The sequence below is a fragment of the Pseudomonas sp. AN3A02 genome (genome assembly GCF_011765255.1).
In the GTDB taxonomy this organism is placed as follows: domain Bacteria; phylum Pseudomonadota; class Gammaproteobacteria; order Pseudomonadales; family Pseudomonadaceae; genus Aquipseudomonas.
This window is the reverse complement of record NZ_JAARNI010000008.1, coordinates 182,615-206,133: the sequence shown is the minus strand read 5'-3', so window position 1 is coordinate 206,133 and position 23,519 is coordinate 182,615. Positions and strand designations below refer to the sequence as shown.

The following is a 23,519-nucleotide window of genomic DNA, read 5'->3' as shown; positions in this document are numbered from 1 at the left end:
ACCTGAGAACGCCGTGTTGAATCAGGATGCCCGCGTCATCGTTAACGACCTTCGCGAGCAAGCCCGCTCCCACATTTGGACCGTGCCCGCTTTAGCTTCTGATCTTGCTGTTGCTGTTGCTTCACCACACTTAAGCCGGCCTGTAGGCCGCTGTGCCCTTGATCTGCTTTTGATCTTGATCTTAGGCGCCCCGTTAAACCACGCTGGCCGAACGCAGGCTTTGGAGCGTGGGTAACCCGGCAGGACGCCGGGTTAGCCGCGCTGGGCCAAGGATGGCCCATCGCGGCGGCCCACGCTCCAAAGCCGGAGTGAGGGCACACCGAGCCCAAGCGAGGTGCCGAGTGGTGGGGCAAGAGCGTTTTGCTTACTTTTGCGCTGTTCAAAAGTGAGCCGCTGTAAGAGCGGAACCCATATCAGCCATAACCGAAGAAACGGATATGCCCCCCGTCCCAACCACCAACACCATCACCCCAATTTCACGTTCATGATAATCCGCGCGGTAAACACCAATTTCCCCTCCGCATCCAGCATCTCCACCGGCACTACCTTGTCACCCGCCGTTTGCCAGTCAATCCCCTCACCACTGGCCGTCGCCGTCACGCTGCTTTTAGCCTTGGCCAAGTACTCCACCGTCATCCCCTTGGGAATCCACCGCGCACCCGGCGGCACGGATACGTCGGTCATCGTCCCCGCCGCCAGTTCCGCAGCGTTGCACATGGCAATCGCATGCACTGTTCCCAGGTGATTAGTGATTGCCTTGCTGAACGGCACCTCCACCGAAGCAAACCCCGGACGCAACTGGGTCATCAACGGATTGATCGTGCTGAAGTAGGGCGCCATCTGGCACGCCAGTTTGCTGAACGCTTCGGGACCGACACTATTGAACATGCTAAGAGCCTGACTCATGGTGCTGCCTCATTCTGGTAAGGTTACGGAATATTGTTCCAATACAGAATAATGTTCTGTAACGGAACAGTATTCTGCCCATGGGAAATCTGTCAAGCTGCCCAGGCTTATCCTTTCTTCAACGATTGAGTTCGTGTTCAGCATGCAAACCCCGGATCTGCTCCAGCGTTGCTTCCCTGGTCGAAGGGCCGAATTGAAGCGCGATATATTCAAGTCAGCCCTCGACCTGTTCAACGAACAGGGCCTTGAAGCCACCACCATCGAGATGATCCGCGCACGCTGCGACACCAGCGTCGGCGCGATCTATCACCACTTCGGCAACAAGGAAGGCCTGGTCGCCGCGCTGTTTTTTACCGCGCTGGAAGATCAAGCCGAATTGCGTGGGCGCTATCTTGAATCGGCCGAAACGGCAAAGGAGGGCGTGTATGCGCTGGTCCACAGCTATGTCGATTGGGTGGACAGCGAACCGCAATGGGCGCGTTTCCAGTACCACGCGCATTTCGCCGTGACCAAGGGGCCATTCGCCGCCGAGCTGGAAAGCCGCAACCAGGCGCGCAATGCAGTGCTGAAGGATTGGATGGGGCTACCTGGGCGTGCTGATCAGCTTAATCAGGTACCGGCCGAGCTGCTGCCGGCACTGATCATCGGCCAGGCCGATACCTACTGCCGCGCCTGGCTGGCCGGGCGGGCGACCAGCAGCCCGCGACTCTATCGCGAGACCCTGGCCGAGGCCGCGTGGCGTTCGGTGGGCGGCGCTTAGGGCGCCGAAGGCATTACGCGCACGGCGCTGGTGTCATCGCTACCTTGTAGCGCTCGTCAAAATCATCCGCCAACTGCGCCAGCGTCACCTCTCCCAAACGCTGCAGCAGCAACGCCTGGGCGTCATCAAACGCCTGGTTCAGCGCCGCGTTGACGGCCTGTTCTACCAGGCATTGCGGGTGATCAGTGGATAAGCCGACGGCAAAGATCGACGACGTGCCGAGGGCGTTGTGGATGTCCAGCAACGTGATCTCACTCAAGGGTTTGCCCAGGCTCCAGCCGCCCTGATGGCCTTTTTCAGAACGCACATAACCCTTCTCCTTGAGCAGGCCGAGGGTGCGGCGCACCACCACCGCGTTGGTGCCGAGCATCTGCGCGATGGTCTCCGAGGTGGCGCGTTCCTCGTGGCGGCCCATGTGGATCAGCACGTGGAGCATGCGCGAAAGTCGGGTGTCGTTTCTCATCTGCAAGCCTCTGGATTTCCTGCCCGAAAGTATCGTTCGTAACGATTAGAGTTGCGAGACTCTTGACGAGGTATTTTTACGTAACTTATGGTGTGTCGTGAGTGCCCGGCAATCGATGCAAGGGCCACCAGAGAGGTCATCTTCATGGTTTACGACGTGATTATCGTGGGCGGCAGCTACGCCGCAATGTCTGCCGGCCTGCAACTCGTGCGGGCTCGGCGCAAGGTGCTGGTGATTGACGCCGGGCAGCGGCGCAATCGGTTTGCGGCCACCTCCCATGGTTTCCTCGGCCAGGATGGTCAGCCGCCGGAGCTGATCGCCGCCGAAGGGCGAGGGCAGTTGATGGAGTATCCGACGGTGACCTGGGTGCAGGACACGGCCCTTGAAGCGATTCAAAACCAGGGCGGTTTCGTGGTGCAAACCCGCTGCAACGGTGATTTCAACGCTAAGCGCCTGATTCTCGCCACCGGCGTGGTGGATGAGTTGCCCGAGGTCGAGGGGCTGAAAGAGCGCTGGGGCAAGCAGGTGTTCCATTGCCCGTATTGCCACGGCTATGAGTTGAATCAAGGCCGCATCGGCGTGCTGGCGACGTCACCGCTGGCGATGCATCACGCCATGATGCTGCCGGACTGGGGCACCACCACGCTATTTACCAACGGCGTGTTTGTGCCGGATGCCGAACAGCAGGCGCAACTGGATCGGCGCGGGGTCAGCGTCGAAAGCCAGGCGGTGCGGCGGATTGTCGGTGAGCGGGCGGATGTGGAGTTGGCAGACGGCCGGGTGATCGCCCTGGACGGTATGTTCACCATGTCCCGAACGCGCATGGCCAGCCCGCTGGCCGAGCAGTTGGGGTGTGAGTTTGTCGAAGGACCGACCGGACCTTATCTGCTGACCAACGAGACGCGCCAGACCACGGTGCCCGGCGTGTTTGCCTGTGGTGACGCCAACCTGGCCGGCGGTTCGGTAGCGCTGGCAGTAGGCGAGGGCGTGCGCGCCGGGGTGGGCGCGCACTTTTCGATGATCTTCAACTGAGGTCAGCGCACCAGGCACGGCCGCTTGTTATCGAACGTCCAGCCCTGAATCATGAACTGCATCGCCACGCTGTCATTACGCGCACCCAAACCCATGCCTTTGTACAGTTCGTGGGCGTGGGCCACGGCGTCCATGTCGATGTCTATGCCCAGGCCCGGTTTGGCCGGGACCTTGATATGCCCGTCGACGATCTTCAATGGAGCCTTGGTCAACCGCTGGCCGTCCTGCCAGATCCAGTGGGTGTCGATGGCAGTGATTTCCCCCGGCGCGGCGGCGGCCACCTGGGTGAACATCGCCAGGGAAATATCGAAGTGGTTGTTGGAATGCGAGCCCCAGGTCAGGCCCCATTCGTGGCACATCTGCGCCACGCGCACGGAGCCTTGCATGGTCCAGAAGTGTGGATCGGCCAGCGGAATGTCCACGGACTGCAACTGGATCGCGTGCCCCATTTCCCGCCAGTCGGTGGCGATCATGTTGGTGGCGGTCGGCAGCCCGGTGGCACGGCGGAATTCGGCCATGACTTCACGCCCGGAGTAACCGTTTTCCGCACCACAAGGGTCTTCGGCGTAGGCCAGCACATGGTGCTGGTCGCGGCACAGCGCAATGGCCTCTTTCAGCGACCAGGCGCCGTTGGGGTCCAGGGTGATGCGCGCATCGGGGAAGCGTTCGGCCAGCGCCGTGACCGCTTCGATTTCTTCGGCGCCGCGCAGTACGCCGCCCTTGAGTTTGAAGTCATTGAAACCGTATTGCGCCTTGGCCGCCTCAGCCAGGCGCACGATGGCTTCGGGGGTCATGGCCTGTTCGTGCCGCAGGCGGAACCAGTCCTCGGCATTGTCTTCACTGCGATAGGCCAGGTCGGTTTGCTGGCGATCACCGATGTAGAACAGGTAGCCGAGCATCTTCACCGCATCGCGCTGCTGGCCTTCACCCAAGAGTGCAGCGACCGGGACTTCGAGGAATTGGCCGAGCAAATCCAGGAGCGCGGCTTCCATCGCCGTGACGGCATGGATGGTGACGCGCAGGTCAAACGTCTGCAAACCCCGGCCCGCCGAATCCCGCGCGGCGAAGGTCTGGCGCATGGCATTGAGGATGCTCTGGTACTGGCCGATGGGCTTGCCGATCACCAGGCTGCGGGCGTCTTCGAGGGTTTCGCGGATGCGTTCTCCACCCGGTACTTCACCGACGCCGGTACGGCCGGCGCTGTCGGTAAGGATCACGATATTGCGCGTGAAAAACGGCCCGTGGGCGCCGCTGAGGTTGAGCAGCATGCTGTCGTGGCCGGCCACCGGGATGACTTGCAGGCCGGTAACGACCGGGGCGCCGTTGGCGTGGTGCTGGTGTTCTGTGTTCATCGTGTAGTCCTTATTTGCTCAAGACGGGGGCGGGTTGCAGCACGCTGCTGGTGGTCGGTGCAGGCAGTGTCCTGGCAAAAAACACCAGGATCGCCGCAAGGATCGAAGTGCCCGCCAGGCCATACAAACCGCCCTGGATCGAACCGGTGGTCTGTTCCAGGAAACCAAAGGTGGTGGGTGCGACAAACCCGCCGAGGTTGCCGATGGAGTTGATCAACGCAATCACTGCCGCCGCGATCCGCGCATCCAGGTAACCCTGGGGAATTGGCCAGAACAGCGAGGACGCCGACTTGAAGCCAATCGCCGCAAAGCAGATCGCGATAAAGGCAAAGATCGGCCCGCCGGTGGTGGACAGGAACATCCCGACGGCAGCGATCAACAGTGCCGCCGCGACCCACGCTTGCTGGAACTTGAACTTGCCCGCCAAGGCAGCGAAGGCATACATCGCGATGATGGAAATCAACCACGGGATCGAGTTGTAGAAGCCCACCTGAATGTCGCTCAGGTCGCCCATCTTTTTGATGATGCTCGGCAGCCAGAAAGTGGCGGCGTAGATGGTGAGCTGGATGCAGAAGTACAGGGCACAGAACAGCATGATCTGGCGGTCCTTGAGCAGCTTGCCCAGGGTCGGCTTGACCGTGGTGGCGGCGTCACGCTCGCGCTGTTCGCGGTCGATCTCGCCCACCAGCGCATCCTTTTCTTCAAGGCTGAGCCATTTGGCGTCGTGGGGCTTGGAGTCGAGCCAGAACCACACGAAAAAGCACAGCAGCACCGAGGCCATGCCTTCGATGATGTACATCCACTGCCAGCCGTGCAGACCAAGGCCGGTGATTTGCAACAGCACGCCCGACAAGGGGCCGGAGATCAGCGAGGCGAGGGCCGAGCCGCTGAGGAAAATCGCAATCGCCTTGCCGCGTTCGACACCGGGCAACCAGCGGGTGAAATAGTAGATCACCCCGGGGAAGAAGCCGGCTTCGGCCACGCCCAGCAGGAAGCGCAGGATGTAGAAGTGGGTTTCATTCTGGATGAAGGCCATCAACGTCGCGGTGATGCCCCAGGTGAACATGATGCGTGTCAGCCAGATGCGCGCGCCGACTTTTTGCAGGAGCATGTTGGACGGCACTTCGAACAGCGCGTAGCCGATGAAAAACAACCCGGCGCCGAAGCCGTAGGCGGCCGCACCGATGCCCAGGTCGTGTTCCATATGGGTACGCACAAAGCCGATGTTGACGCGGTCGATGTAGTTGACGATGAACATGATCACGAAGAGCGGGAGCACGTGGCTCTTCACTTTCTTGATCGCGCGGGCCAGGACCGGGTCGGTGGCAGGCGCAGCTGTCGCAGGGCTGGAAGAGGTCACGAGGTAAAACTCCCACTGATTATTGTTGTGCGGGGAACTGCTTGGGTTACCAGAGATGTCTGACAACTTGATAGACATCATACAACTGCAATTTCAGAGATGGCAACACTTTGTAGGAGCGAGCTTGCTCGCGAAAATCCTCAACGATTACGCGGTAATGTTGAAGGTTTGCGGTGTGGCTGGCTTTTTCGCGAGCAAGCTCGCTCCTACAGGTATTTGTTTGTTGTCATACAAGTTAGGGCTTATAAGAATGCTAGTATTGCCAGGCGCCCCTGAACGGAATTCCTGATGCAAAACCCCACCTCGGCACTTAATCGCAAGCGCTCCCCGGGCCTTGCCCACGATATCGTCACCGCATTGACCCAGCAGATTCTCCTGGGCCAGATGGCGCCGGGTGAGAAGCTGCCGTCCGAGTCCGCTATCGTGGGTGAGTACGGTGTCAGCCGCACGGTGGTACGCGAAGCACTCTCCAAATTGCAGGCCGCCGGGCTGGTGGAAACCCGCCACGGTGTCGGCACCTTTGTGCTGGAGCGCGACGAACGCCAAGGCCTGCACCTGACCCACGACACCGCGGCCAGCGTGCGCGGCATTCTTGAGCTGCGCATGGGCCTGGAAACCCAGGCAGCGGCGTTGGCAGCCCTTCGCCGTACCGACGAACAACTGCAGCAGATGCGCCAGGCACTGGATGATTACCAGGACTCACTGGCCAATAACGACAGCGCCGTTGAACCCGACGTGCGCTTCCATCGCCTGATCGCCCAGGCCACCGGCAACACCTATTTCACCGACGTGATTTATCACCTGGGCAACTCGGTAATTCCGCGCACCCGAATCAACGCCGAAGAGCGCGGCGACGCGGACCTGATGGAGTTGGGGCGCCTGGCGAACCTTGAGCACGAGGCGATCCTGAAAGCCATTCGCCGCCAGGACCCGGATGCCGCCAGAGCCGCCATGCTGCTGCACTTGAGCAACAGCATGGAGCGGATGACAGGGGAGTAGGCTCGCCAGGGGCATTTTCTTCAATACCGCGATCCGTCTTCCCCTTAAGGTTCAGCTCATACCTGCATAACAACAAGGAACTGCAATGAGCTTGATCATTTCCATGGCCGCCTTCGCCCTGGCCACTTCCATCACGCCGGGACCGGTGAATGTCGTGGCCATCAGCTCCGGGGCGCGCTTTGGGTTTGCCGCCAGCCAAAAACACGTGGCCGGGGCGGCGCTGGGATTCACCTTGCTGTTGGTATTGATTGGCCTGGGGCTGCACGAGGTGCTGGTGCGCTGGCCGCTGCTGACCCAGTTGATTCAATGGGGCGGGGTGGCTTTCCTGTTGTACATGGCCTGGAAGCTGGCGGTGGACGATGGGCGACTGGACGCTGAAGGCACGGCCACGGCGCCCTCGATGCTCTACGGCGCGATCATGCAGTGGCTCAACCCCAAGGCCTGGTTGGCGTGCGTGGCAGGCATGGGGCTGTTTGTCGCCGATGGCGATGCACAGCAAGTCTGGCTGTTTGCGGCGATCTACCTGGTGATTTGCTACCTGTCGGTGGCGTGCTGGGCCTACGCCGGGACCTTCCTGCGACGCTACCTGAGTAACCCCCAGGGCATGCGCCTGTTCAATCGCTCGATGGCGGCGTTGCTGGTGGCCAGCGTGGGGTATTTGCTGCTGGCGTAAGTCAGCCGCGGTATTGCCCGGGCGTGGCCGCCAGATGTTGTTTGAAGGTGCGTTGGAAATGCGCCTGATCGGCGAAACCGGCGGCCAGTGCCACGTCGGCAATCAGCTCGCCATTGCGCAGTTGTGCGCGCGCAAACTGGATGCGGCGGTTGACCAGGAACGCATGGGGCGTCATGCCGTAATACTGCTTGAATGCGCGGATCAGGTACGACGGCGACAGCTCGGCGACTTGGCAGATAGCCTCCAGTTTCAGGGCCTCGGTGCAGTGCTCACGAATGTACTCGGCCGCCCGTTCCAGCTTTTGATTCACCTCACGCAACGGTGTCGTCGAGGGGTTGAGCCGTTGCTGGACCTCGGTAAAGAAACTCACCGCGGCGCTCTGCTTGTGCAGGTGTTCCGCTTGCTCGTCCACCAATACCTCATACAGCTCGATCAAACCGCTATACAGCACGACGTCGCGAGTATGAGTGGCAGTGAACGGGCGAAAACCCAGCTCGGTACTGAAGCCCAACTGGTGCTGCAGGTCCGTCAGCCAGGCCGTGTCGATGTACAGCATGTGATACGACCAGGGCTGGTCGTAGAGAGGATTGCAGGCGTGGACATCGCCAGGGTTCATCAGCACTACGGTGCCGGCGCTGATCTGGAAGGTGGACACACCATGGAGGTACAGGCTCTTGCCGGCGGTGATTGCGCCGATGGAAAAATGCTCATGGGAATGCCGGGTATAGCAGACTTTGCGCCCGTCAGAGATGGTCCGCGCCTCGATAAAGGACAGGGTTTCGTCGCGCCAGAAGCGCGGTGCCCGTGACAGTTGATCAGTGGCGTTCAGCGACATGTCTGCAGCTCCATCTCGAACAAGATCGAGCGCAGATCATTACACAGGCATCGACTGAGCCGCCACGATCGCAGGTCAGAAATCCCAGCGGGTCGCCAATTGCAGGCTGCGCGGCTCGCCGTAGAAACCGGTGCCGAAGTTGCCCAGGCCGGTGTAGTACTTTTTATCGAACAGATTCTTCACGTTCAACGTGGTGCTCAAGTGCTCGTTGAAGCGGTAGCGCGCCATCACGTCCACCAGGAAGTAGCTGTCCTGGGTGATGCGTGAGTTGTGGCCGAAATTCATCGAGTCGTTGGGGTCCGGCTGGAACACATTGCCGAAGAACTCGCTCTGCCAGTTCACGCCGCCACCCACCGTCAGGTTCTCCAGGGCTCCGGGCAGGCGATAGGTGTTGAACAACCGCACCACTTGCTGCGGCGTGGTGGTTTGCAGTACGGAGCCGTAGACGTAATCGCCATTGGCATCGCGGGAGTGCTGGTAGGTGTAGCCCGCCGAAACGTTCCAGCCATCCAGCACTTCACCGGCCAGTTCGACTTCAAAGCCCTTGGTGGTGGCACCGGCAATCGGGCGATACACCGAGTCGGTCTCAAACCCGGAAACGTACTGCGCAACGTTGTCCTGTTCGATGCGGAATACGGCGAAGCTGGCGTTCAGGCGGCCGTCGAAAAACGCTGCCTTGAGCCCGGCTTCGTAGGTGTCGCCTTCAATCGGATCGAGCAACTTGCGGTCGGCGTCCTTGCTGTTCTGCGGCTTGTAGATCTTGGTGTAGCTGGTGTAGACCGACCAGACGTCATTGAGGTCGTAGACGATCCCGGCATAGGGCGTGACCACGCCCGACTGGCGATAGGTCATGCGGTTGTCGGCCTTGGTCGGGTCATAGAAGTCGGTGTTGTCGGTGCCGCTGAAGTTACTGACGCGGGTGCCCAGGATCACCGACAGGTCATCGGTGGGTTTCAAGCGCGTGGCGAGGTACGCGCCGGTCTGGCGTTGCACGATGTCGTTCTGGCCGCTGCGGGGGATATCGGGTTTCGGGTATTCGCCACGCCAGTCATAAATGCTGCCGCCCACGGGCGGGTAGACCGAACCGTACACCGGCACGTCCTGTTTGGAGCGGGTGGCCATGAAGCCCATGATCAATTCATGCTCGCGCCCGAACAGGCTGAAGGGGCCATTGAGGTTGATGTCCAGGGTGTTTTGCACCTGGTCACCCTTGTACTTACCCATGAACATGTACATCCCATCGCCCGTGACCGGGTCCGGGTTGCCGCCGCTGGCGGAGGCGAGCAGGGTGTCGTGCTGGCTGCGCTTGCGATCGAGGCTGACTTTCAGCGACCAGTCGTTCGCCAGCTTTTGTTGCACCGAGGCAAACAGGGTCTGGTTCTGGAAGTCGCGGCGGCTCCAGTCGGCGGCCGGGTTGAAGGAACGCGAGAAGTCGGTGCGTGCACCGTTGCTGAAGTACATCGGGAAACCGGTCCAGCTGGCGCCACGGGAGCGGGTGTCTTGTTGGTCGATGCCAAAGGTCAGCAGGGTGTCCGGCGTCAGGTCCGCTTCGAGAATGCCGTAGGCGATGTCCTTGGTGTTCTGGTAGTGGTCCAGGTACGACTGGCGATCCTGGTACACGCCGACAAAACGCCCGCGCACATTACCGGAGTCGGTCAGCGGCCCGGAAATATCGCCTTCGGTGCGGTAGTTGTCCCACGAGCCGAAGGTCTGCGTGACGGAGGCCTTGAAGTCCCGGGTAGGCTTTTTGCGAATCAGGTTGACCGTGGCCGAGGGGTCGCCCGAACCGGACATCAGGCCCGCCGAACCCTTGATGATTTCCAGTCGGTCATACACCGCCATGTCGGTGCTGGTGGTGCCGTAGTCATACACGCCGTCGTAGGTGGAGTTGACGCCGTCGTACTGGAAATTGGTGATCGGCAGGCCGCGGCTGGAAAACTCCCAGCGTTCGCTGTCGTAGTTCTGCACGCTCACGCCCGGTGCGCGGCGCAGGGTGTCGGCGATGCTGGTGGAGCCCTGGTCGTCCATTTGCTGGCGGGTGATCACCGTCACCGACTGCGGCGTCTCGCGCATCGACAGCGCCAGGCCGGTGGCCGAGGCCATGGCGCCGGTGGTGTAAGAATGAGTGTCTTCGGTGGTGGCGCCGAGGCCTTCGCCGGAGATGGTGGTGGCGCCCAGTTCCAGGGCGCCGGTGTTGGCCGGAATCAACTCCAGCACGTAGCCGTTGTTGCCCTGGGGCTGGGCCTGCAAGCCGCTGCCCTGTAACAGGCGCTGCAAACCGCTGGCCGGGGTGTAGCTGCCTGTCAGGCCCGGGCTGGTCTTGCCGGAGGCCAGGCCGTTGTGGCCGGCGATAAAGATCCCGGACTGCTCGGCGAAGCTGTTCAACACATTGACCAGCGAGCCGGCGGCGATGCTGTAGTTGCGGGCCGTTTCCTGGGTCGACGGCGACTCGGCGGCTTGCGCGTCGAGCGCGCCCAGGCACAGCAAGGTAGCGGTAACGGCCAGCGCCAGCGGGCGCAAAGTGAAGCGAGCGGGTTGCGACATGAACATTCCCTTTGGATCAAATCGATCGGCGAATTAAAAGCATCTGCAGGGTTAACCGAACGAGTTTTGAAAAAGGGAACTGACGGCTGAAAGTTTTTATGCGCCTGGATGTTTGGGCCTGACCGTGACCCACCACGGCATGAGTGTGTCGACCTGAATCGGCAGCGCGGCCTGTAGCAGGCGCAGTGCGTGGTCGCTGTCTTTGAGGGGGAACGAGCCCATCACCGGCAATTGCGCCACGGCCGGATCACAGCCCAGGTGGCCGGGTCGATAGCGGTTGAGCTCGGCGACCAGTTGGCCAAGCGGCAGGTTGTCAGCCAGCAACACGCCACGGCTCCAGGCTTCACGGGTGGCGGATGCGGGTGAATCAAGGTTGAACCCGTCGCGGGTGAAGGTCACTTGTTGCCCGGCCTCGATGATTCGTTGTTGCTGGCTGGCGGCGGTGCGCACTTCGACCCGGCCTTCAAACACATTGAGCAAGGTGCTGTCGCCGTCCTGCAACACGCTGAAGCGGGTCCCGAGTGCCCGCAGGCGACCCTGTTGAGTCTCCACCAGGAACGGGCGGTTCGGGTCCTTGGCGGTCTCGACCAGCACTTCGCCGAAGCGCAGGTGCAGCAAGCGCTGGACCCGGTCAAAACGTACATCCAGAGCGCTCAAGGCGTTCAGCCACAGGCGGCTGCCATCGTCCAGCAGCGCTTCGCGGGTTTCACCGCTGGCGGTTGCGTAATCCGCACTCCAGCCCCCCACCAGCCGGGGCAAGGCAGTGTTGCGCCAAGTGCCCCAGGCCAGCGTTGACCCGGCGCACAGCACCAGCAGGGTCTTGAGGGTCTGGCGCCGAGAGGTGCGCAGGGCGCGGCTGGCGCCCTGGGGTTGCTCGGCCAGCGGCGCAAAGCGTTGGCTGACCCGCTCTACATAACCCCAGGCAGCCTGGTGTTCCGGACTTTGTCCGAGCCATGCCTGCCAGTGCTGGGCAGCCTCTGGCTGATCCTGCAGGCGCACGTACCATTGGGCAGCCTGTTCCAGGCTGGCATGGCTGAGTTTTCCAGGGTTGGTCACTCCACGAGCATCCCGTCCAGTTCCGCTTCGAGCACCGCGCAATGCAACAGCGCCTGGGCCAGGTATTTTTTCACCATCCGTTCGCCCACCCCGAGCTGTTCGCCGATCTGCTTGTAGGGCATGCCGTGCAACTGCGCCAGCAGGAACGCTTCGCGCACCTTGTGGGGCAGGCGGGCGAGCATGGCGTCCACTTCGTAGAGGGTTTCGACGATGATCGCCCGCTGCTCCGGCGACGGTTGCAGCGCTTGCGGCCGATCCGCGAGGCTTTGCAGCCAGGCTTGCTCCAGTTGGCGACGGCGCCAGTGGTCGATGCACAGACCCCGGGCGATGGTCGCCAGATAGGAGCGCTCCTGCGTCTCATCGGCTTCGGCCGGCGGGCGCTTGAGTACCCGGATGAAGGTGTCGTGGGCCAGGTCCGCCGCGTCCCAGCGATTGCTCAGGCGCCTGCGCAGCAGCCCCAGCAGCCAGGCGTGGTGATTGCCGTAGAGGTCGCTGAACGAGGTGGGCGAGGTCGACACAGTATCCATGTGGCGTGGAAGCCTTGGCGTAAATAAGAATTGGTCGCGATTAAACCAAAGGGCCGGGCACTGCGCAAATGATATTGGTTTGCTTTTGCAGCAATGTCAGCGCCCACGCTTCTCAGCAATCCACGCGGTGGCCAAGTCGATAAAGGCCCGCAGTTTCGGCTGGCTCTGGGTTCGGGCGGGGAAATACAGGTACAGCCCGCTGCTTGGCGGGACGAAAGATTGGAGCACTTGTTCCAGTGCGCCTGAAGCCAGGTCCTCCATCACTTCAAAATCACTCACGTACGCCAGGCCCTGGCCTGCTCTCGCGGCGGCGATCATCAGGTTACGGTCATTGACGATCAGTGCGCCTTGAACACCGACCGTGAATTCCCGGCCCGCCCGCTCGAATTCCCAGCGGTGTGCCACGCCCGAGGTCAGGAAGCGATAGCCGATGGTTTGATGGGCGGTGAGTGCTTCCGGGGTTTGCGGCTTGCCGGCCTTGGCGAAGTAGCCGGGGGAGCCCACCACCGACCACTTCAAGTCCGGTGTCAGGCGTACGGCGACCATATCCTTGTCGATGGATTCCCCCAGGCGAATACCGGCGTCGAAGCCCTGGGTCACCAGGTCCACGGCGGCATCGTCGAGGGAAATGTCGAGCACCACATCCGGAAACGCCTCGCGAAAGAGTGGGATCAACGGCTCGATCAGCAGCTTGCCGGACAACCTCGGCACCGTCAGGCGCAAGGTACCCATCGGCCGGTCGCGGTAGCCAATGAGGGCCGCCAGCGCGTCGTCGATCTCCCCGGCGGCGGGGCGCAGGCGGCTGTAAAGCGTCATCCCGGCCTCGGTCAGCGCCACTCGCCGCGTGGTGCGTTGGAACAGCACTACACCCGTGCGCTTCTCCAGGGTTTTTACCGCATGGCTGACGGCCGTCGGCGTTACGCCGAGACGTGCAGCGGCTTGGGTGAAGTTCTTCAGCTCGGCCACGGCCAGGAACTCGGTCAAGCCATTGAAGGGATCAAGGTTCATCGGCGCGCCATTATGAAAGAGAGTTTCATAGTGCTTGTAGCACGAGACGATTTTTCCGGCTAATGCCACGGCGTACCTTTACTTCACTTTCACTCCATCAGGTACGGATCATGACAACGGCACATTCCTTCAAGCGTGTTTGGCTGGTAACCGGGGCTTCCCGAGGCATCGGCGCGAAAATCGTCGCGGCAGCGCTGGCCCACGGCGATGCGGTGGTGGCGACAGCCCGAAATGCCCAGGCAGTCATCGAGCGTTTCGGCGCGCAGCCTGGCCTGCTGGCCGTACAGTTGGATGTGACCGACGAAACCCAGGCAGCCGACGTTGCCCGCGCCGCCGTCGAGCACTTCGGGCGCATCGATGTATTGGTCAACAATGCCGGTTTTGGCTTGCTGGGTGCGGTGGAGGAGGCGTCTGCCGATGAGGTTCGCCGCTTGTACGAAACCAATGTCTTCGGCCTGCTCAATGTCACCCGCGGTGTATTGCCGTTCATGCGCCAGGCGCGCAGTGGGCATGTGATCAATATTTCGTCGGTAGGCGGCTTCCGTTCGGGGGCGGGATTCGGCACGTATTGCTCGACCAAGTTTGCCGTTGAAGGTTTAAGCGAAGCGCTGCACGCAGAACTCGCCCCCTTGGGCGTCAAGGTGACGGTGGTTGAGCCGGGTTATTTCCGTACTGACTTCCTGGACGGCAACTCCCTGGTGGAGTCGCCGTTGATCATTGGCGACTACGCCGCCACGTCCGGCGAGGTGCGTAAGCTGGCCAAGGTCTACAACCAGCAGCAACCGGGTAATCCGGAGCTACTGGCAGTGGCCATGATCAAATTGGTGGAAGCGCCGTATCCACCGATGCGCCTGGCCTTGGGCACCGACACGTTGCAGGCGATCGAGGACAAACTGGCTTACGTCAAGGAGGAGACCGCCGCCTGGCGTGAGCTGTCGGCCTCAACCGATTTCTGACACCCAGCTGCTACGGTGGTTCTACTACTAGGGGCCGGGCACCAAAAACGCCGCCTCCAGCAGTTGCCGGGTGTAGGCATGCTGGGGGTTGGCGAAGATCGCAGATGCCTCCCCTTGTTCAACCGCCTGCCCGTGCTTGACCACCATCAACTGGTGACTCAAGGCCTTGACCACGGCCAGGTCGTGGCTGATGAACAGGTAGGTCAGGTTGTACTTGGCCTGCAGGTTGCGCAGCAGTTCCACCACTTGCCGTTGCACGGTGCGGTCGAGGGCCGAGGTCGGTTCATCCAGCAAAATCAGCCGGGGCTTGAGCACCAGCGCGCGGGCGATTGCGATGCGCTGGCGTTGCCCACCAGAGAATTCGTGGGGGTAGCGATTGCGGGTTTCCGGGTCCAGGCCTACTTCCTTGAGCGCGGCAATAATCGCTGCTTCCTGCTCGGCCGCGGTGCCCATTTTGTGGATACGCAGGCCTTCGCCGACGATCTCGCTCACGCACATGCGCGGGCTCAGGCTGCCGAACGGGTCCTGGAACACCACCTGCATTTCCCGGCGCAGCGGTCGCACCTGTTGCTGGCTCAGCTTATCCATCTGATGGCCTTCGAAGCGGATGCCGCCCTTGCTCGCAATCAGCCGCAAAATTGCCAGGCCCAGGGTGGATTTGCCCGAGCCGCTTTCACCAACGATGCCCAACGTCTGGCCCTGTGGCAGGCTGAAGTTGATGCCGTCTACCGCCTTGACGTAATCGATGGTGTTGCGCAGGAAGCCTTTCTTGATCGGGAACCAGACTTTCAGGTCGTCGACTTCCAGCAGCGGAGGGCCAATTTCATTGGTGGCAGGGCCGCCGCTGGGTTCAGCTGCAAGCAGCTCCTGGGTGTACGGATGCTGCGGCGACTGGAACAGGGTTTCGCACTCGGCCTGCTCGACGATGCAGCCTTTTTGCATCACGCATACCCGGTGGGCGATGCGCCTGACCAGGTTCAAGTCATGGCTGATCAAGAGCAAGGCCATGCCCAGGCGCGCCTGCAATTCCTTGAGCAGCTCCAGGATCTTCAACTGCACGGTGACGTCGAGTGCCGTGGTCGGTTCGTCGGCAATCAGCAGCTCAGGCTCGTTGGCCAGGGCCATGGCGATCATCACCCGCTGGCGCTGGCCACCGGACAGCTCGTGGGGCAGGGCCTTGAGACGCTTGTGGGGCTCGGGGATGCCTACCAGCTCCAGCAACTCCAGGGTGCGTTTGGTGGCGATCTTGCCGGTCAATCCCTTGTGCAGGCCGAGCACTTCGTTGATCTGCTTCTCGATCGAGTGCAGCGGGTTCAGCGAGGTCATCGGCTCCTGGAAGATCATCGCAATCCGGTTGCCGCGAATATGCCGGATGGTCTTTTCTTTCAGGGTCAGCAAGTCGTGGTTGGCGTACTGAATCGTCCCCGAAGGATGGCGCGCCAGCGGGTAGGGCAGCAGGCGCAGGATCGAATGCGCCGTGACCGACTTGCCGGAACCGCTTTCGCCCACCAGGGCCAGGGTTTCGCCGCGCTTGATATCGAAGCTGACGTTGTTCACCACACGCTGGTGGCTGTTGCCTACGACGAACTCGACGGAGAGGTCGCGGACTTCGATCAGATTGTCCTGATTCATCTCATTTCCTCGGGTCGAAGGCATCGCGAGCGGACTCGCCGATAAACACCAGCAGACTCAACATGATCGCCAGCACGGCAAACGCACTCATGCCCAGCCACGGCGCCTGCAGGTTGGATTTGCCCTGGGCCACCAGCTCACCCAGGGACGGCGAGCCGGCCGGAAGGCCAAAGCCCAGGAAGTCCAGGGCGGTGAGGGTGCCGATGGCGCCGGTCAGGATGAACGGCATGAAGGTCATGGTGGAGACCATGGCGTTGGGCAGGATATGGCGGAACATGATCGCGCCGTTCTGCATCCCCAGCGCCCGCGCCGCCCGCACGTATTCCAGGTTACGCCCGCGCAGGAATTCGGCGCGCACCACGTCCACCAGGCTCATCCAGGAAAACAGCAGCATGATCCCCAGCAGCCACCAGAAATTGGGCTGCACGAAACTGGCGAGGATGATCAGCAAATACAGCACCGGCAAGCCAGACCAGATCTCCAGGAAGCGCTGCCCGGCCAGGTCGACCCAGCCACCGTAGAAACCCTGCAAGGCCCCGGCGATCACGCCGATGATCGAACTGAGTACAGTCAACGTCAGGGCAAACAGCACGGAAATCCTGAACCCGTAGATCACTCGCGCCAGCACATCGCGGCCCTGGTCATCGGTGCCCAACAGGTTGTCCCGTGACGGCGGGGCCGGTGCCGGAACTTTCAGGTCGTAGTTGATGCTCTGGTAGCTGTACGGAATCGGCGCCCACAAGGTCCAGGCATCCTTGGCCTTGAGCAGCTCCCGGATATACGGGCTCTTGTAGTTGGCTTCCAGCGGGAATTCGCCGCCGAAGGTGGTCTCGGGGTAGCGCTTGAGCGCCGGGAAATACCAGTCGCCGTCGTAATGCACCGCCAGTGGCTTGTCGTTGGCGATCAACTCGGCGCCCAGGCTCAGGCCGAACAGGATCAGGAACAACCACAGCGACCACCAGCCACGCTTGTTGGCCTTGAAGCGCTCGAACCGGCGACGATTGAGGGGGGATAGATTCATCTCAATGCTCCCGGCTGGCGAAGTCGATGCGCGGATCGACCAGGGTGTAGGTGAGGTCACCGATCAGTTTCACCACCAGCCCCAGCAGGGTGAAGATAAACAGCGTGCCAAACACCACCGGGTAGTCGCGGTTGATCGCCGCTTCGAAGCTCATCAGGCCCAGGCCGTCGAGGGAGAAGATCACTTCCACCAGCAACGAGCCGGTAAAGAAGATGCCGATAAAGGCCGACGGGAAGCCGGCAATCACCAGCAGCATTGCGTTGCGGAACACGTGGCCGTAGAGCACGCGGTGATTGGTCAGGCCCTTGGCCTTGGCGGTGACCACGTACTGCTTGTTGATCTCGTCCAGGAAGCTGTTTTTGGTGAGCAGGGTCATGGTCGCGAAGTTGCCGATCACCAACGCGGTCACGGGCAGGGCGAGGTGCCAGAAGTAATCGAGGATCTTGCCGCCCCAGCTCAACTCGTCGAAGTTGTTGGACGTCAGCCCGCGTAACGGAAACCAGTCGAAGTAACTGCCGCCGGCGAACACCACGATCAGCAGGATCGCAAACAGGAACGCCGGGATCGCGTAGCCGACGATGATCGCCGAACTGGTCCACACGTCAAAATGGCTGCCGTGTCGCGTGGCCTTGGCGATTCCCAGGGGGATCGACACCAGGTACATGATCAGGGTGCTCCACAACCCGAGGGAGATGGACACCGGCATCTTTTCCTTGATCAGGTCGATGACCTTGGCGTCGCGAAAGAAGCTGTCGCCAAAATCCAGCCGGGCGTAGTTCTTGACCATGATCCACAAGCGTTCCGGCGCCGACTTGTCGAAGCCGTACATTTTCTCGATTTCCTTCACCAGTGCCGGGTCCAGGCCCTGGGCGCCGCGATAGCTGGAGCCGGCCACCGAGACTTCGGCACCGCCGCCGGCAATCCGGCTGGTGGCACCTTCAAAGCCTTCGAGCTTGGCGATCATCTGTTCCACCGGGCCACCGGGGGCGGCCTGGATGATCACAAAGTTGATCAGCAAAATGCCGAACAGGGTCGGGATGATCAGCAGCAGTCGACGAACAATATAGGCCAGCATCTCAGTCGCCCCCGCTCGCCGGATCGGCGCTCTGGTTGGTGTCCACGGTTATTGCCGGTTTCGCGTCGGGTTTGCTCCACCAGGTGGCGGTGCCGACGTCATAGCGTGGTGAGACTTTCGGATGGCCGAGGTGGTCCCAATACGCCACGCGGAAGGTCTTGATGTGCCAGTTGGGGATCACGTAGTAGCCGAACTGCAGCACGCGATCGAGGGCCTTGGCGTGGGCCACCAGGCTCTTGCGCGAGTCGGAGTCGATGAGTTCTTCCACCAACTGGTCGATGGCCGGGTCTTTCAGGCCGATGTAGTTGCGGCTGCCGGGCTTGTCGGCGCTGGACGACTTCCAGAACTCGCGCTGTTCGTTACCCGGCGAGGAGGACTGCGGGAAGCTGCCCACCACCATGTCGAAATCCCGCGAGCGGATGCGGTTGATGTACTGCGAGATGTCGACCCGGCGAATCACCAGGTCGATCCCCAAGTCCGCCAGGTTGCGCTTGAACGGTAACAGGATGCGTTCGAACTCGGTTTGGGCCAGCAGGAACTCGATGGTCACCGGTTTGCCGGTGGTGTCGACCATCTTGTCGTCGACGATCTTCCAGCCGGCCTCTTGCAGCAACTGATAGGCCTCGCGCTGCTGGGTGCGGATCATGCCGCTGGCGTCGGTCTTGGAAGGCTCGAAGGCGTCGGTGAATACCTGAGGCGGGACCTTGTCTCGCAGCGGTTCCAGAATCGCCAGCTCAGCCGGGCCGGGCAGGCCGGTGGCGGCCATCTCGGAGTTTTCGAAATAGCTGCGGCTGCGGGTGTAGGCGCCACTGAACAGTTGTTTGTTGCTCCATTCAAAGTCCAGCAGCAGGCTGATGGCCTTGCGTACCCGTACGTCCTGGAACATCGGTTTACGGATGTTGAACACGAAGCCCTGCATGCCGGTGGGGTTGCCGTTGGGAATTTCTTCCTTGATCAGGCGACCCTGGGTGACGGCGGGGGTGTTGTAGGCGTTGGCCCAGTTTTTCGCGCTGATTTCCAGCCAGTAATCGAACTGCCCGGCCTTGAGTGCTTCGAGGGCCACGGTGTTGTCGCGGTAGTAATCGGTGACGCGGTAATCGAAGTTGTAGAAGCCCTTGTTGATGGGCAGGTCCTTGGCCCAGTAGTTCTTGACCCGCTCGTAGCGGATCGAACGCCCGGCCTTGACCTCGGCCACCTTGTACGGGCCGCTGCCCAGCGGAATCTCCAGGTTGCCCTTGGAGAAGTCGCGCCCCTCCCAGTAATGCTTGGGCAATACCGTCAATTGCCCGAGGATCAGCGGCAGTTCGCGGTTGTTGGTGCGCTTGAACTTGAACAGCACCCGCAGCGGGTCTTCAGCGACCACTTCGTCGACGTCGGCGTAGTAGGTCTTGTAGATCGGCGAGCCGTCCTTCATCAGCGTCTGGAAGCTGAACACCACGTCTTCGGCACGGATCGGGTGGCCGTCGTGGAAGCGCGCTTCGGGGCGAATGTAGAAACGCACCCAGCTGTTGTCCGGGGCCTTTTCGATCTTGCCGGCCACCAGGCCGTATTCGGTGATGGGTTCGTCCAGGCTTTGCTGGGCGAGGGTGTCGTAGATCAGGCCGATATTGTCCGCCGGCACGCCCTTGCTGATGAAGGGGTTGAGGCTGTCGAAGCCGCCCATGCTGGACTCGCGAAAGGTACCGCCCTTGGGTGCGTCGGGATTTACATAATCGACATGCTTGAAATCGGCGGGGTACTTCGGTGGTTCGTTGTACAGGGTCAGCGCATGTTGTGGGGCCGCAGTGGCTGCGCCGCACAACAACAGGCTGCCAAGGATCGCAGTACGCAAAGGCATCATTGGGCTTTCTCCGAAGCTTTCAGCCACCATGCGCTCAGGCCCAGGCTGTAGGGCGGCGTGGTGACGAAGGCGAACCGGTTGCGGTACGCCAGGCGATGATAGTTGAGGTACCAGTTGGGAATACTGTAGTGCTGCCACAGCAGGACGCGGTCGAGCGCTCGCCCGGCTGCCAATTGTTCTTCACGGGTTTGCGCCGCCAGCAACTGTTCCAGCAGATGGTCGACCACCGGGTTGGCGATGCCTGCGTAATTCTTGCTGCCCTTGATCCCCGCCTGGCTGGAGTGGAAATACTGCCACTGCTCAAGGCCGGGGCTGAGGGTCTGGTTGAGGGTCATCAGAATCATGTCGAAGTCGAATTGATCGAGGCGTTGTTTGTACTGTGCGCGGTCTACCGTGCGCAAGCGGGCTTCGACGCCGATGCTTGTCAGGTTTTCGACATAGGGCTGCAGGATGCGCTCCAGGTTCGGATTCACCAGCAGGATTTCCAGGCGCAGCGGCAGCCCGTCACGGTTGAGCAAACGTTGCCCGGACAGCTTCCAGCCGGCTTCGGCGAGCAACGCGAGGGCGCGGCGCATGGTGTCCCGGGGGATGCCGCGACCGTCGGTCTGGGGCAGGCTGAACGGCTGGGTAAACAGGTTGGCCGGCAGTTGATCGCGATAGGGCGAGAGCATCAGCCATTCATGGCCGGTCGGCACGCCGGTGGCGGAGAATTCGCTGTTGGGGTAGTAGCTGAGGGTGCGTTTATAGGCGCCGCTGAACAGGGTGCGGTTGGTCCACTCGAAATCGAACATCAAGCCCAGGGCTTCGCGCACCTTGGCCTGGCTGAAGGCCGGGCGCCGGCTGTTCATGAACAGGCCCTGGCTTTGGGTCGGGATCTGGTGGGCGATCTGCGCCTTGATCACCTCCCCACGGTTGACCGCCGGGAAGTTGTAGCCGTTGGCCCAGTTCTTCGCCTGGTGCTCGATATAGATATCGAACTCGCCGGCCTTGAAGGCTTCGAAGGCTACGTCGCTGTCGCGGTAAAACTCCACCTCGACCTTGTCGTAGTTATAGAAACCACGGTTGACCGCCAGGTCCTTGCCCCAGTAATCCTTCACCCGTTCGAACACCAGTTGCCGCCCCGGCGTGACCTTGCTGATGCGGTAAGGCCCGCTGCCCAGCGGCGGCTCGAAGGTGGTGGCCTTGAAGTCACGGTTTTTCCAGTAATGCTGGGGCAATACTGGCAGCTCCCCCAGACGCAGGATCAGCAACGGGTTGCCGGCGCGCTTGAACACAAAGCGAATGCGATGCCGGTTAAGGATGTCGACCCGGGCCACTTCCTGCAGGTTGGTGCGGTACTGCGGGTGGCCTTCGGTCAGCAGCGTGCGATAGGAAAACGCCACGTCGTAGGCGGTGATCGGTTTGCCATCGTGGAAGCGCGCTTCGGGGCGCAGGTTGAACACCACCCAGCTGCGGTCCTCGCTGTACTCCACCGATTGGGCAATCAGGCCGTAGCTGGAGGTCGGTTCATCGCCGGAAGGGGCGTACTGGCCGGTACCCACCATCAACGGCTCATTGAGTTCGTTGACCCCGTATTGCAGGAAGTTGGCGGTGGAAACCGGGCTGGAACCCTTGAAGGTATAAGGGTTGAGCGTATCGAAGGTGCCAAACGCCATGACCCGCAAAGTGCCGCCCTTGGGCGCTGCGGGGTTTACCCAGTCGAAGTGGGTGAATTTGGCCGGGTACTTGAGCGTGCCGAACTGCGCATAACCGTGGCTCTCGGTGATGGTCGCGTTCGCGGAAAAGCTCAAGGCCAGACTTATTAGTAGAAGGAGGGGACGCTTCAAGTCAGAGATCCGATCCAGGCGGCTTGGGCTTTATGATCGGTACAGTAACAGCTTGTTCCGAATGGAAAAAGGCTGGGGATCGAGGCGTTGTGAAACCTGTAGGAGCGAGCTTGCTCGCGAAGGACGCCGACGATAACGCTGGCATTCTGAATTAACGCGGTGTCCTTGCGTTATTCGCGAGCAAGCTCGCTCCTACAGGGGTTGCGGTGTTATCTGGGCCCGGAAACCACGAGCATCTGCCCCGGCTTCAGCGCCTGGCCAGTGCGCGGGTTCCAGCGCTTGAGATGTTGCATCTCAACGTTGAAGCGCTTGGCGACGATGTACAGCGAGTCGCCTTTCTTGACCTTGTATTGCACCGGCTTCTTGCCGCCGGCCTTGGCCACCAGCTTGCGGGTGTCCTGCATGACCAGGGTCTGGCCGACCTTGAGCGCCTGTCCATTGAGCTGGTTCCAGCGCTGCAGGTCATGCACATCAACCTTGTTGGCCTTGGCAATCAGGGTCAGGTTGTCGCCGCTGCGAACCTTGTAGCTACGGGTGCGACCGGCCACAGCCTTGTGTTCAACTTCGTCGAACACCTGCTTTTTCGGGCGCATGCTCAGCAACTCTTCGGGCTTCATCGCCGAAAGGCTGCTGGCCAGCAACTGCGCCTTGGACGTCGGCACCAGCAAATGCTGCGGGCCATCCAGGGTGGTACGTTGCTTCAAGGCGGGGTTGAGCTGGAACAGTTCGTCTTCGTCGATCTCGGCCAGCGCGGCAACCCGTGACAGGTCCATGCTCTGCTTGACTTCAACCACTTCGAAATACGGCGTGTTTGCAATCGGGTTCAGGTTGACGCCGTAGGCTTCGGGAGCCAGCACCACCTGGGACAGCGCCAGGAACTTGGGCACGTAGTCCTTGGTTTCCTGAGGCAGCGGCAGGTTCCAGTAGTCCGTCGGCAAGCCGAGCTTTTCGTTGCGCTCGATGGCCCGGCTGACCGTGCCTTCACCCGCGTTGTAGGCCGCCAACGCCAGCAACCAGTCACCGTTGAACATGTCATGCAGACGCGTCAGGTAGTCCAGGGCGGCGGTGGTGGAGGCGGTGATGTCGCGGCGGCCGTCGTAGGCGCGGGTCTGACGCAGGTTGAAGTAGCGCCCGGTGGAAGGAATGAATTGCCACAGGCCCACGGCATCGCTGCGTGAATAAGCCATTGGGTTGTAGGCGCTTTCAATCACTGGCAGCAGCGCCAGCTCCAGGGGCATGTTGCGTTCTTCAAGGCGTTCGACGATGTAATGAATGTAGAGACTGCCGCGTTCGCCGGCGTTCTCAAGAAAGGAAGGGTTACTGGCAAACCACAATCGTTGCTGTTCAATGCGCGGGTTGACGCCTAACCCGTCCTGCAATTGAAAGCCCCGGCGCATGCGTTCCCAGACATCCTGGGGCACTTCCGGGCTTGGCTTCTCTGATAGCCAAATGGGTTTTTGCTTGATCTTGGCGGTAAGGTTTGGCTTGGGTTGCACGGTGGATTGTGCGGCAAAATTGGTCGATTGGCAGCCCGCCAGAGTAGCGGACACAGCCACCGCCACGGCTTGAGCCAGGCGGGTCAATGCGTCTGAATGGTTGGTTTTACGAATAGATGACGACATTGGCTGGAAGTAAGTTCCGGGCAAAAATGTCG

21 protein-coding genes are annotated in these 23,519 nt (G+C 61.3%); 6 read left to right on the top strand and 15 right to left on the bottom strand.

Annotated elements, in window-relative coordinates; all coding sequences use genetic code 11:
* The coding region (locus tag HBJ59_RS31305; RefSeq protein ID WP_218585953.1) for a hypothetical protein at positions 1-235 on the top strand (235 nt) is incomplete at its 5' end.
* Positions 236-465: 230 nt separating this feature from the next.
* Here HBJ59_RS31305 and HBJ59_RS24540 read toward each other — a convergent pair.
* A complete protein-coding gene (locus HBJ59_RS24540; protein ID WP_076013837.1) occupies positions 466-906 on the bottom strand; it encodes a hotdog fold domain-containing protein in 441 nt (146 codons plus the stop codon).
* A gap of 142 nt (positions 907-1,048) precedes the next feature.
* On the opposite strand from HBJ59_RS24540, the gene HBJ59_RS24535 reads away from it, so the two are divergent.
* Positions 1,049-1,666, top strand: a complete 618-nt coding sequence (locus tag HBJ59_RS24535; RefSeq protein WP_167665029.1) for a TetR/AcrR family transcriptional regulator — start codon at positions 1,049-1,051, stop codon at positions 1,664-1,666.
* A gap of 13 nt (positions 1,667-1,679) precedes the next feature.
* Here HBJ59_RS24535 and HBJ59_RS24530 read toward each other — a convergent pair whose 3' ends face one another.
* Positions 1,680-2,129, bottom strand: coding sequence for an Rrf2 family transcriptional regulator (locus HBJ59_RS24530; protein WP_167665020.1), 450 nt, complete (start codon positions 2,127-2,129; stop codon positions 1,680-1,682).
* A 144-nt stretch (positions 2,130-2,273) separates the two neighbouring features.
* Between HBJ59_RS24530 and HBJ59_RS24525 the strand changes: the two genes are divergently transcribed.
* Positions 2,274-3,161 carry an NAD(P)/FAD-dependent oxidoreductase gene (locus tag HBJ59_RS24525; protein WP_167665019.1) on the top strand — a complete coding sequence of 296 codons (888 nt, stop codon included), beginning with the start codon at positions 2,274-2,276 and terminating at the stop codon, positions 3,159-3,161.
* A gap of 2 nt (positions 3,162-3,163) precedes the next feature.
* Here the strand turns inward: HBJ59_RS24525 and gudD are convergent, their stop codons facing one another.
* Complete coding sequence (gudD, locus tag HBJ59_RS24520) at positions 3,164-4,513, bottom strand: glucarate dehydratase (RefSeq protein ID WP_076013841.1); 1,350 nt, start codon at positions 4,511-4,513, stop codon at positions 3,164-3,166.
* Positions 4,514-4,523: 10 nt separating this feature from the next.
* The gene (locus HBJ59_RS24515; protein WP_076013989.1) at positions 4,524-5,873 is read right to left on the bottom strand and encodes an MFS transporter; all 1,350 of its coding nucleotides are present in this window, start codon (positions 5,871-5,873) and stop codon (positions 4,524-4,526) included.
* A 288-nt stretch (positions 5,874-6,161) separates the two neighbouring features.
* On the opposite strand from HBJ59_RS24515, the gene HBJ59_RS24510 reads away from it, so the two are divergent.
* Positions 6,162-6,872, top strand: a complete 711-nt coding sequence (locus HBJ59_RS24510) for a FadR/GntR family transcriptional regulator (RefSeq protein ID WP_167665018.1) — start codon at positions 6,162-6,164, stop codon at positions 6,870-6,872.
* 85 nt (positions 6,873-6,957) lie between these two features.
* On the top strand, positions 6,958-7,545 hold the full coding sequence (locus HBJ59_RS24505) for a LysE family translocator (protein WP_076013843.1): 588 nt from the start codon (positions 6,958-6,960) through the stop codon (positions 7,543-7,545).
* A gap of 1 nt (position 7,546) precedes the next feature.
* Here HBJ59_RS24505 and HBJ59_RS24500 read toward each other — a convergent pair whose 3' ends face one another.
* From HBJ59_RS24500 to HBJ59_RS24480, 5 genes are all read right to left on the bottom strand, one after another.
* Positions 7,547-8,380, bottom strand: coding sequence for an AraC family transcriptional regulator (locus HBJ59_RS24500; RefSeq protein ID WP_167665017.1), 834 nt, complete (start codon positions 8,378-8,380; stop codon positions 7,547-7,549).
* Positions 8,381-8,455: 75 nt separating this feature from the next.
* On the bottom strand, positions 8,456-10,924 hold the full coding sequence (locus HBJ59_RS24495) for a TonB-dependent receptor (protein ID WP_167665016.1): 2,469 nt from the start codon (positions 10,922-10,924) through the stop codon (positions 8,456-8,458).
* Positions 10,925-11,020: 96 nt separating this feature from the next.
* Positions 11,021-11,980: a FecR domain-containing protein gene (locus tag HBJ59_RS24490; protein WP_167665015.1), complete on the bottom strand. Its 960-nt coding sequence runs from the start codon at positions 11,978-11,980 to the stop codon at positions 11,021-11,023.
* Complete coding sequence (locus HBJ59_RS24485) at positions 11,977-12,507, bottom strand: sigma-70 family RNA polymerase sigma factor (protein ID WP_167665014.1); 531 nt, start codon at positions 12,505-12,507, stop codon at positions 11,977-11,979. The genes HBJ59_RS24490 and HBJ59_RS24485 overlap by 4 nt, the downstream gene beginning before the upstream one ends.
* 96 nt (positions 12,508-12,603) lie before the next feature.
* Positions 12,604-13,515 (bottom strand): LysR family transcriptional regulator, encoded by a 912-nt coding sequence (locus HBJ59_RS24480; protein WP_076013847.1) that lies wholly within the window; start codon positions 13,513-13,515, stop codon positions 12,604-12,606.
* A 110-nt stretch (positions 13,516-13,625) separates the two neighbouring features.
* Here HBJ59_RS24480 and HBJ59_RS24475 point away from each other — a divergent pair, with 110 nt between their 5' ends.
* Complete coding sequence (locus HBJ59_RS24475) at positions 13,626-14,471, top strand: oxidoreductase (protein WP_167665013.1); 846 nt, start codon at positions 13,626-13,628, stop codon at positions 14,469-14,471.
* A 27-nt stretch (positions 14,472-14,498) separates the two neighbouring features.
* Here the strand turns inward: HBJ59_RS24475 and HBJ59_RS24470 are convergent, their stop codons facing one another.
* From HBJ59_RS24470 to HBJ59_RS24445, 6 genes are all read right to left on the bottom strand, one after another.
* The gene (locus HBJ59_RS24470) at positions 14,499-16,103 is read right to left on the bottom strand and encodes an ABC transporter ATP-binding protein (protein ID WP_076013849.1); all 1,605 of its coding nucleotides are present in this window, start codon (positions 16,101-16,103) and stop codon (positions 14,499-14,501) included.
* A gap of 1 nt (position 16,104) precedes the next feature.
* Positions 16,105-17,124 carry an ABC transporter permease gene (locus HBJ59_RS24465; RefSeq protein WP_076013850.1) on the bottom strand — a complete coding sequence of 340 codons (1,020 nt, stop codon included), beginning with the start codon at positions 17,122-17,124 and terminating at the stop codon, positions 16,105-16,107.
* Position 17,125: 1 nt separating this feature from the next.
* A complete protein-coding gene (locus HBJ59_RS24460) occupies positions 17,126-18,199 on the bottom strand; it encodes a microcin C ABC transporter permease YejB (RefSeq protein WP_017477557.1) in 1,074 nt (357 codons plus the stop codon).
* 1 nt (position 18,200) lies between these two features.
* Positions 18,201-20,039: an extracellular solute-binding protein gene (locus tag HBJ59_RS24455; RefSeq protein WP_167665012.1), complete on the bottom strand. Its 1,839-nt coding sequence runs from the start codon at positions 20,037-20,039 to the stop codon at positions 18,201-18,203.
* Positions 20,036-21,865 (bottom strand): extracellular solute-binding protein, encoded by a 1,830-nt coding sequence (locus HBJ59_RS24450; protein ID WP_167665011.1) that lies wholly within the window; start codon positions 21,863-21,865, stop codon positions 20,036-20,038. Before HBJ59_RS24450 ends, HBJ59_RS24455 begins: the two co-directional genes overlap by 4 nt.
* 209 nt (positions 21,866-22,074) lie before the next feature.
* Positions 22,075-23,487: a lytic transglycosylase domain-containing protein gene (locus tag HBJ59_RS24445; protein ID WP_076013853.1), complete on the bottom strand. Its 1,413-nt coding sequence runs from the start codon at positions 23,485-23,487 to the stop codon at positions 22,075-22,077.
* Positions 23,488-23,519: the final 32 nt, after the last annotated feature.

Bases quoted from the DNA above. Each gene is read 5' to 3' on its own strand.
- HBJ59_RS24460 (WP_017477557.1), bottom strand. From the start codon at position 18,199: ATGCTGGCCTATATTGTTCGTCGACTGCTGCTGATCATCCCGACCCTG.
- HBJ59_RS24445 (WP_076013853.1), bottom strand. From the start codon at position 23,487: ATGTCGTCATCTATTCGTAAAACCAACCATTCAGACGCATTGACCCGC.
- gudD (WP_076013841.1), bottom strand. From the start codon at position 4,513: ATGAACACAGAACACCAGCACCACGCCAACGGCGCCCCGGTCGTTACC.
- HBJ59_RS24495 (WP_167665016.1), bottom strand. From the start codon at position 10,924: ATGTCGCAACCCGCTCGCTTCACTTTGCGCCCGCTGGCGCTGGCCGTT.
- HBJ59_RS24535 (WP_167665029.1), top strand. From the start codon at position 1,049: ATGCAAACCCCGGATCTGCTCCAGCGTTGCTTCCCTGGTCGAAGGGCC.
- HBJ59_RS24500 (WP_167665017.1), bottom strand. From the start codon at position 8,380: ATGTCGCTGAACGCCACTGATCAACTGTCACGGGCACCGCGCTTCTGG.
- HBJ59_RS24525 (WP_167665019.1), top strand. From the start codon at position 2,274: ATGGTTTACGACGTGATTATCGTGGGCGGCAGCTACGCCGCAATGTCT.
- HBJ59_RS24465 (WP_076013850.1), bottom strand. From the start codon at position 17,124: ATGAATCTATCCCCCCTCAATCGTCGCCGGTTCGAGCGCTTCAAGGCC.
- HBJ59_RS24510 (WP_167665018.1), top strand. From the start codon at position 6,162: ATGCAAAACCCCACCTCGGCACTTAATCGCAAGCGCTCCCCGGGCCTT.
- HBJ59_RS24455 (WP_167665012.1), bottom strand. From the start codon at position 20,039: ATGATGCCTTTGCGTACTGCGATCCTTGGCAGCCTGTTGTTGTGCGGC.
- HBJ59_RS24530 (WP_167665020.1), bottom strand. From the start codon at position 2,129: ATGAGAAACGACACCCGACTTTCGCGCATGCTCCACGTGCTGATCCAC.
- HBJ59_RS24480 (WP_076013847.1), bottom strand. From the start codon at position 13,515: ATGAACCTTGATCCCTTCAATGGCTTGACCGAGTTCCTGGCCGTGGCC.
- HBJ59_RS24485 (WP_167665014.1), bottom strand. From the start codon at position 12,507: ATGGATACTGTGTCGACCTCGCCCACCTCGTTCAGCGACCTCTACGGC.
- HBJ59_RS24475 (WP_167665013.1), top strand. From the start codon at position 13,626: ATGACAACGGCACATTCCTTCAAGCGTGTTTGGCTGGTAACCGGGGCT.
- HBJ59_RS24470 (WP_076013849.1), bottom strand. From the start codon at position 16,103: ATGAATCAGGACAATCTGATCGAAGTCCGCGACCTCTCCGTCGAGTTC.
- HBJ59_RS24505 (WP_076013843.1), top strand. From the start codon at position 6,958: ATGAGCTTGATCATTTCCATGGCCGCCTTCGCCCTGGCCACTTCCATC.
- HBJ59_RS24540 (WP_076013837.1), bottom strand. From the start codon at position 906: ATGAGTCAGGCTCTTAGCATGTTCAATAGTGTCGGTCCCGAAGCGTTC.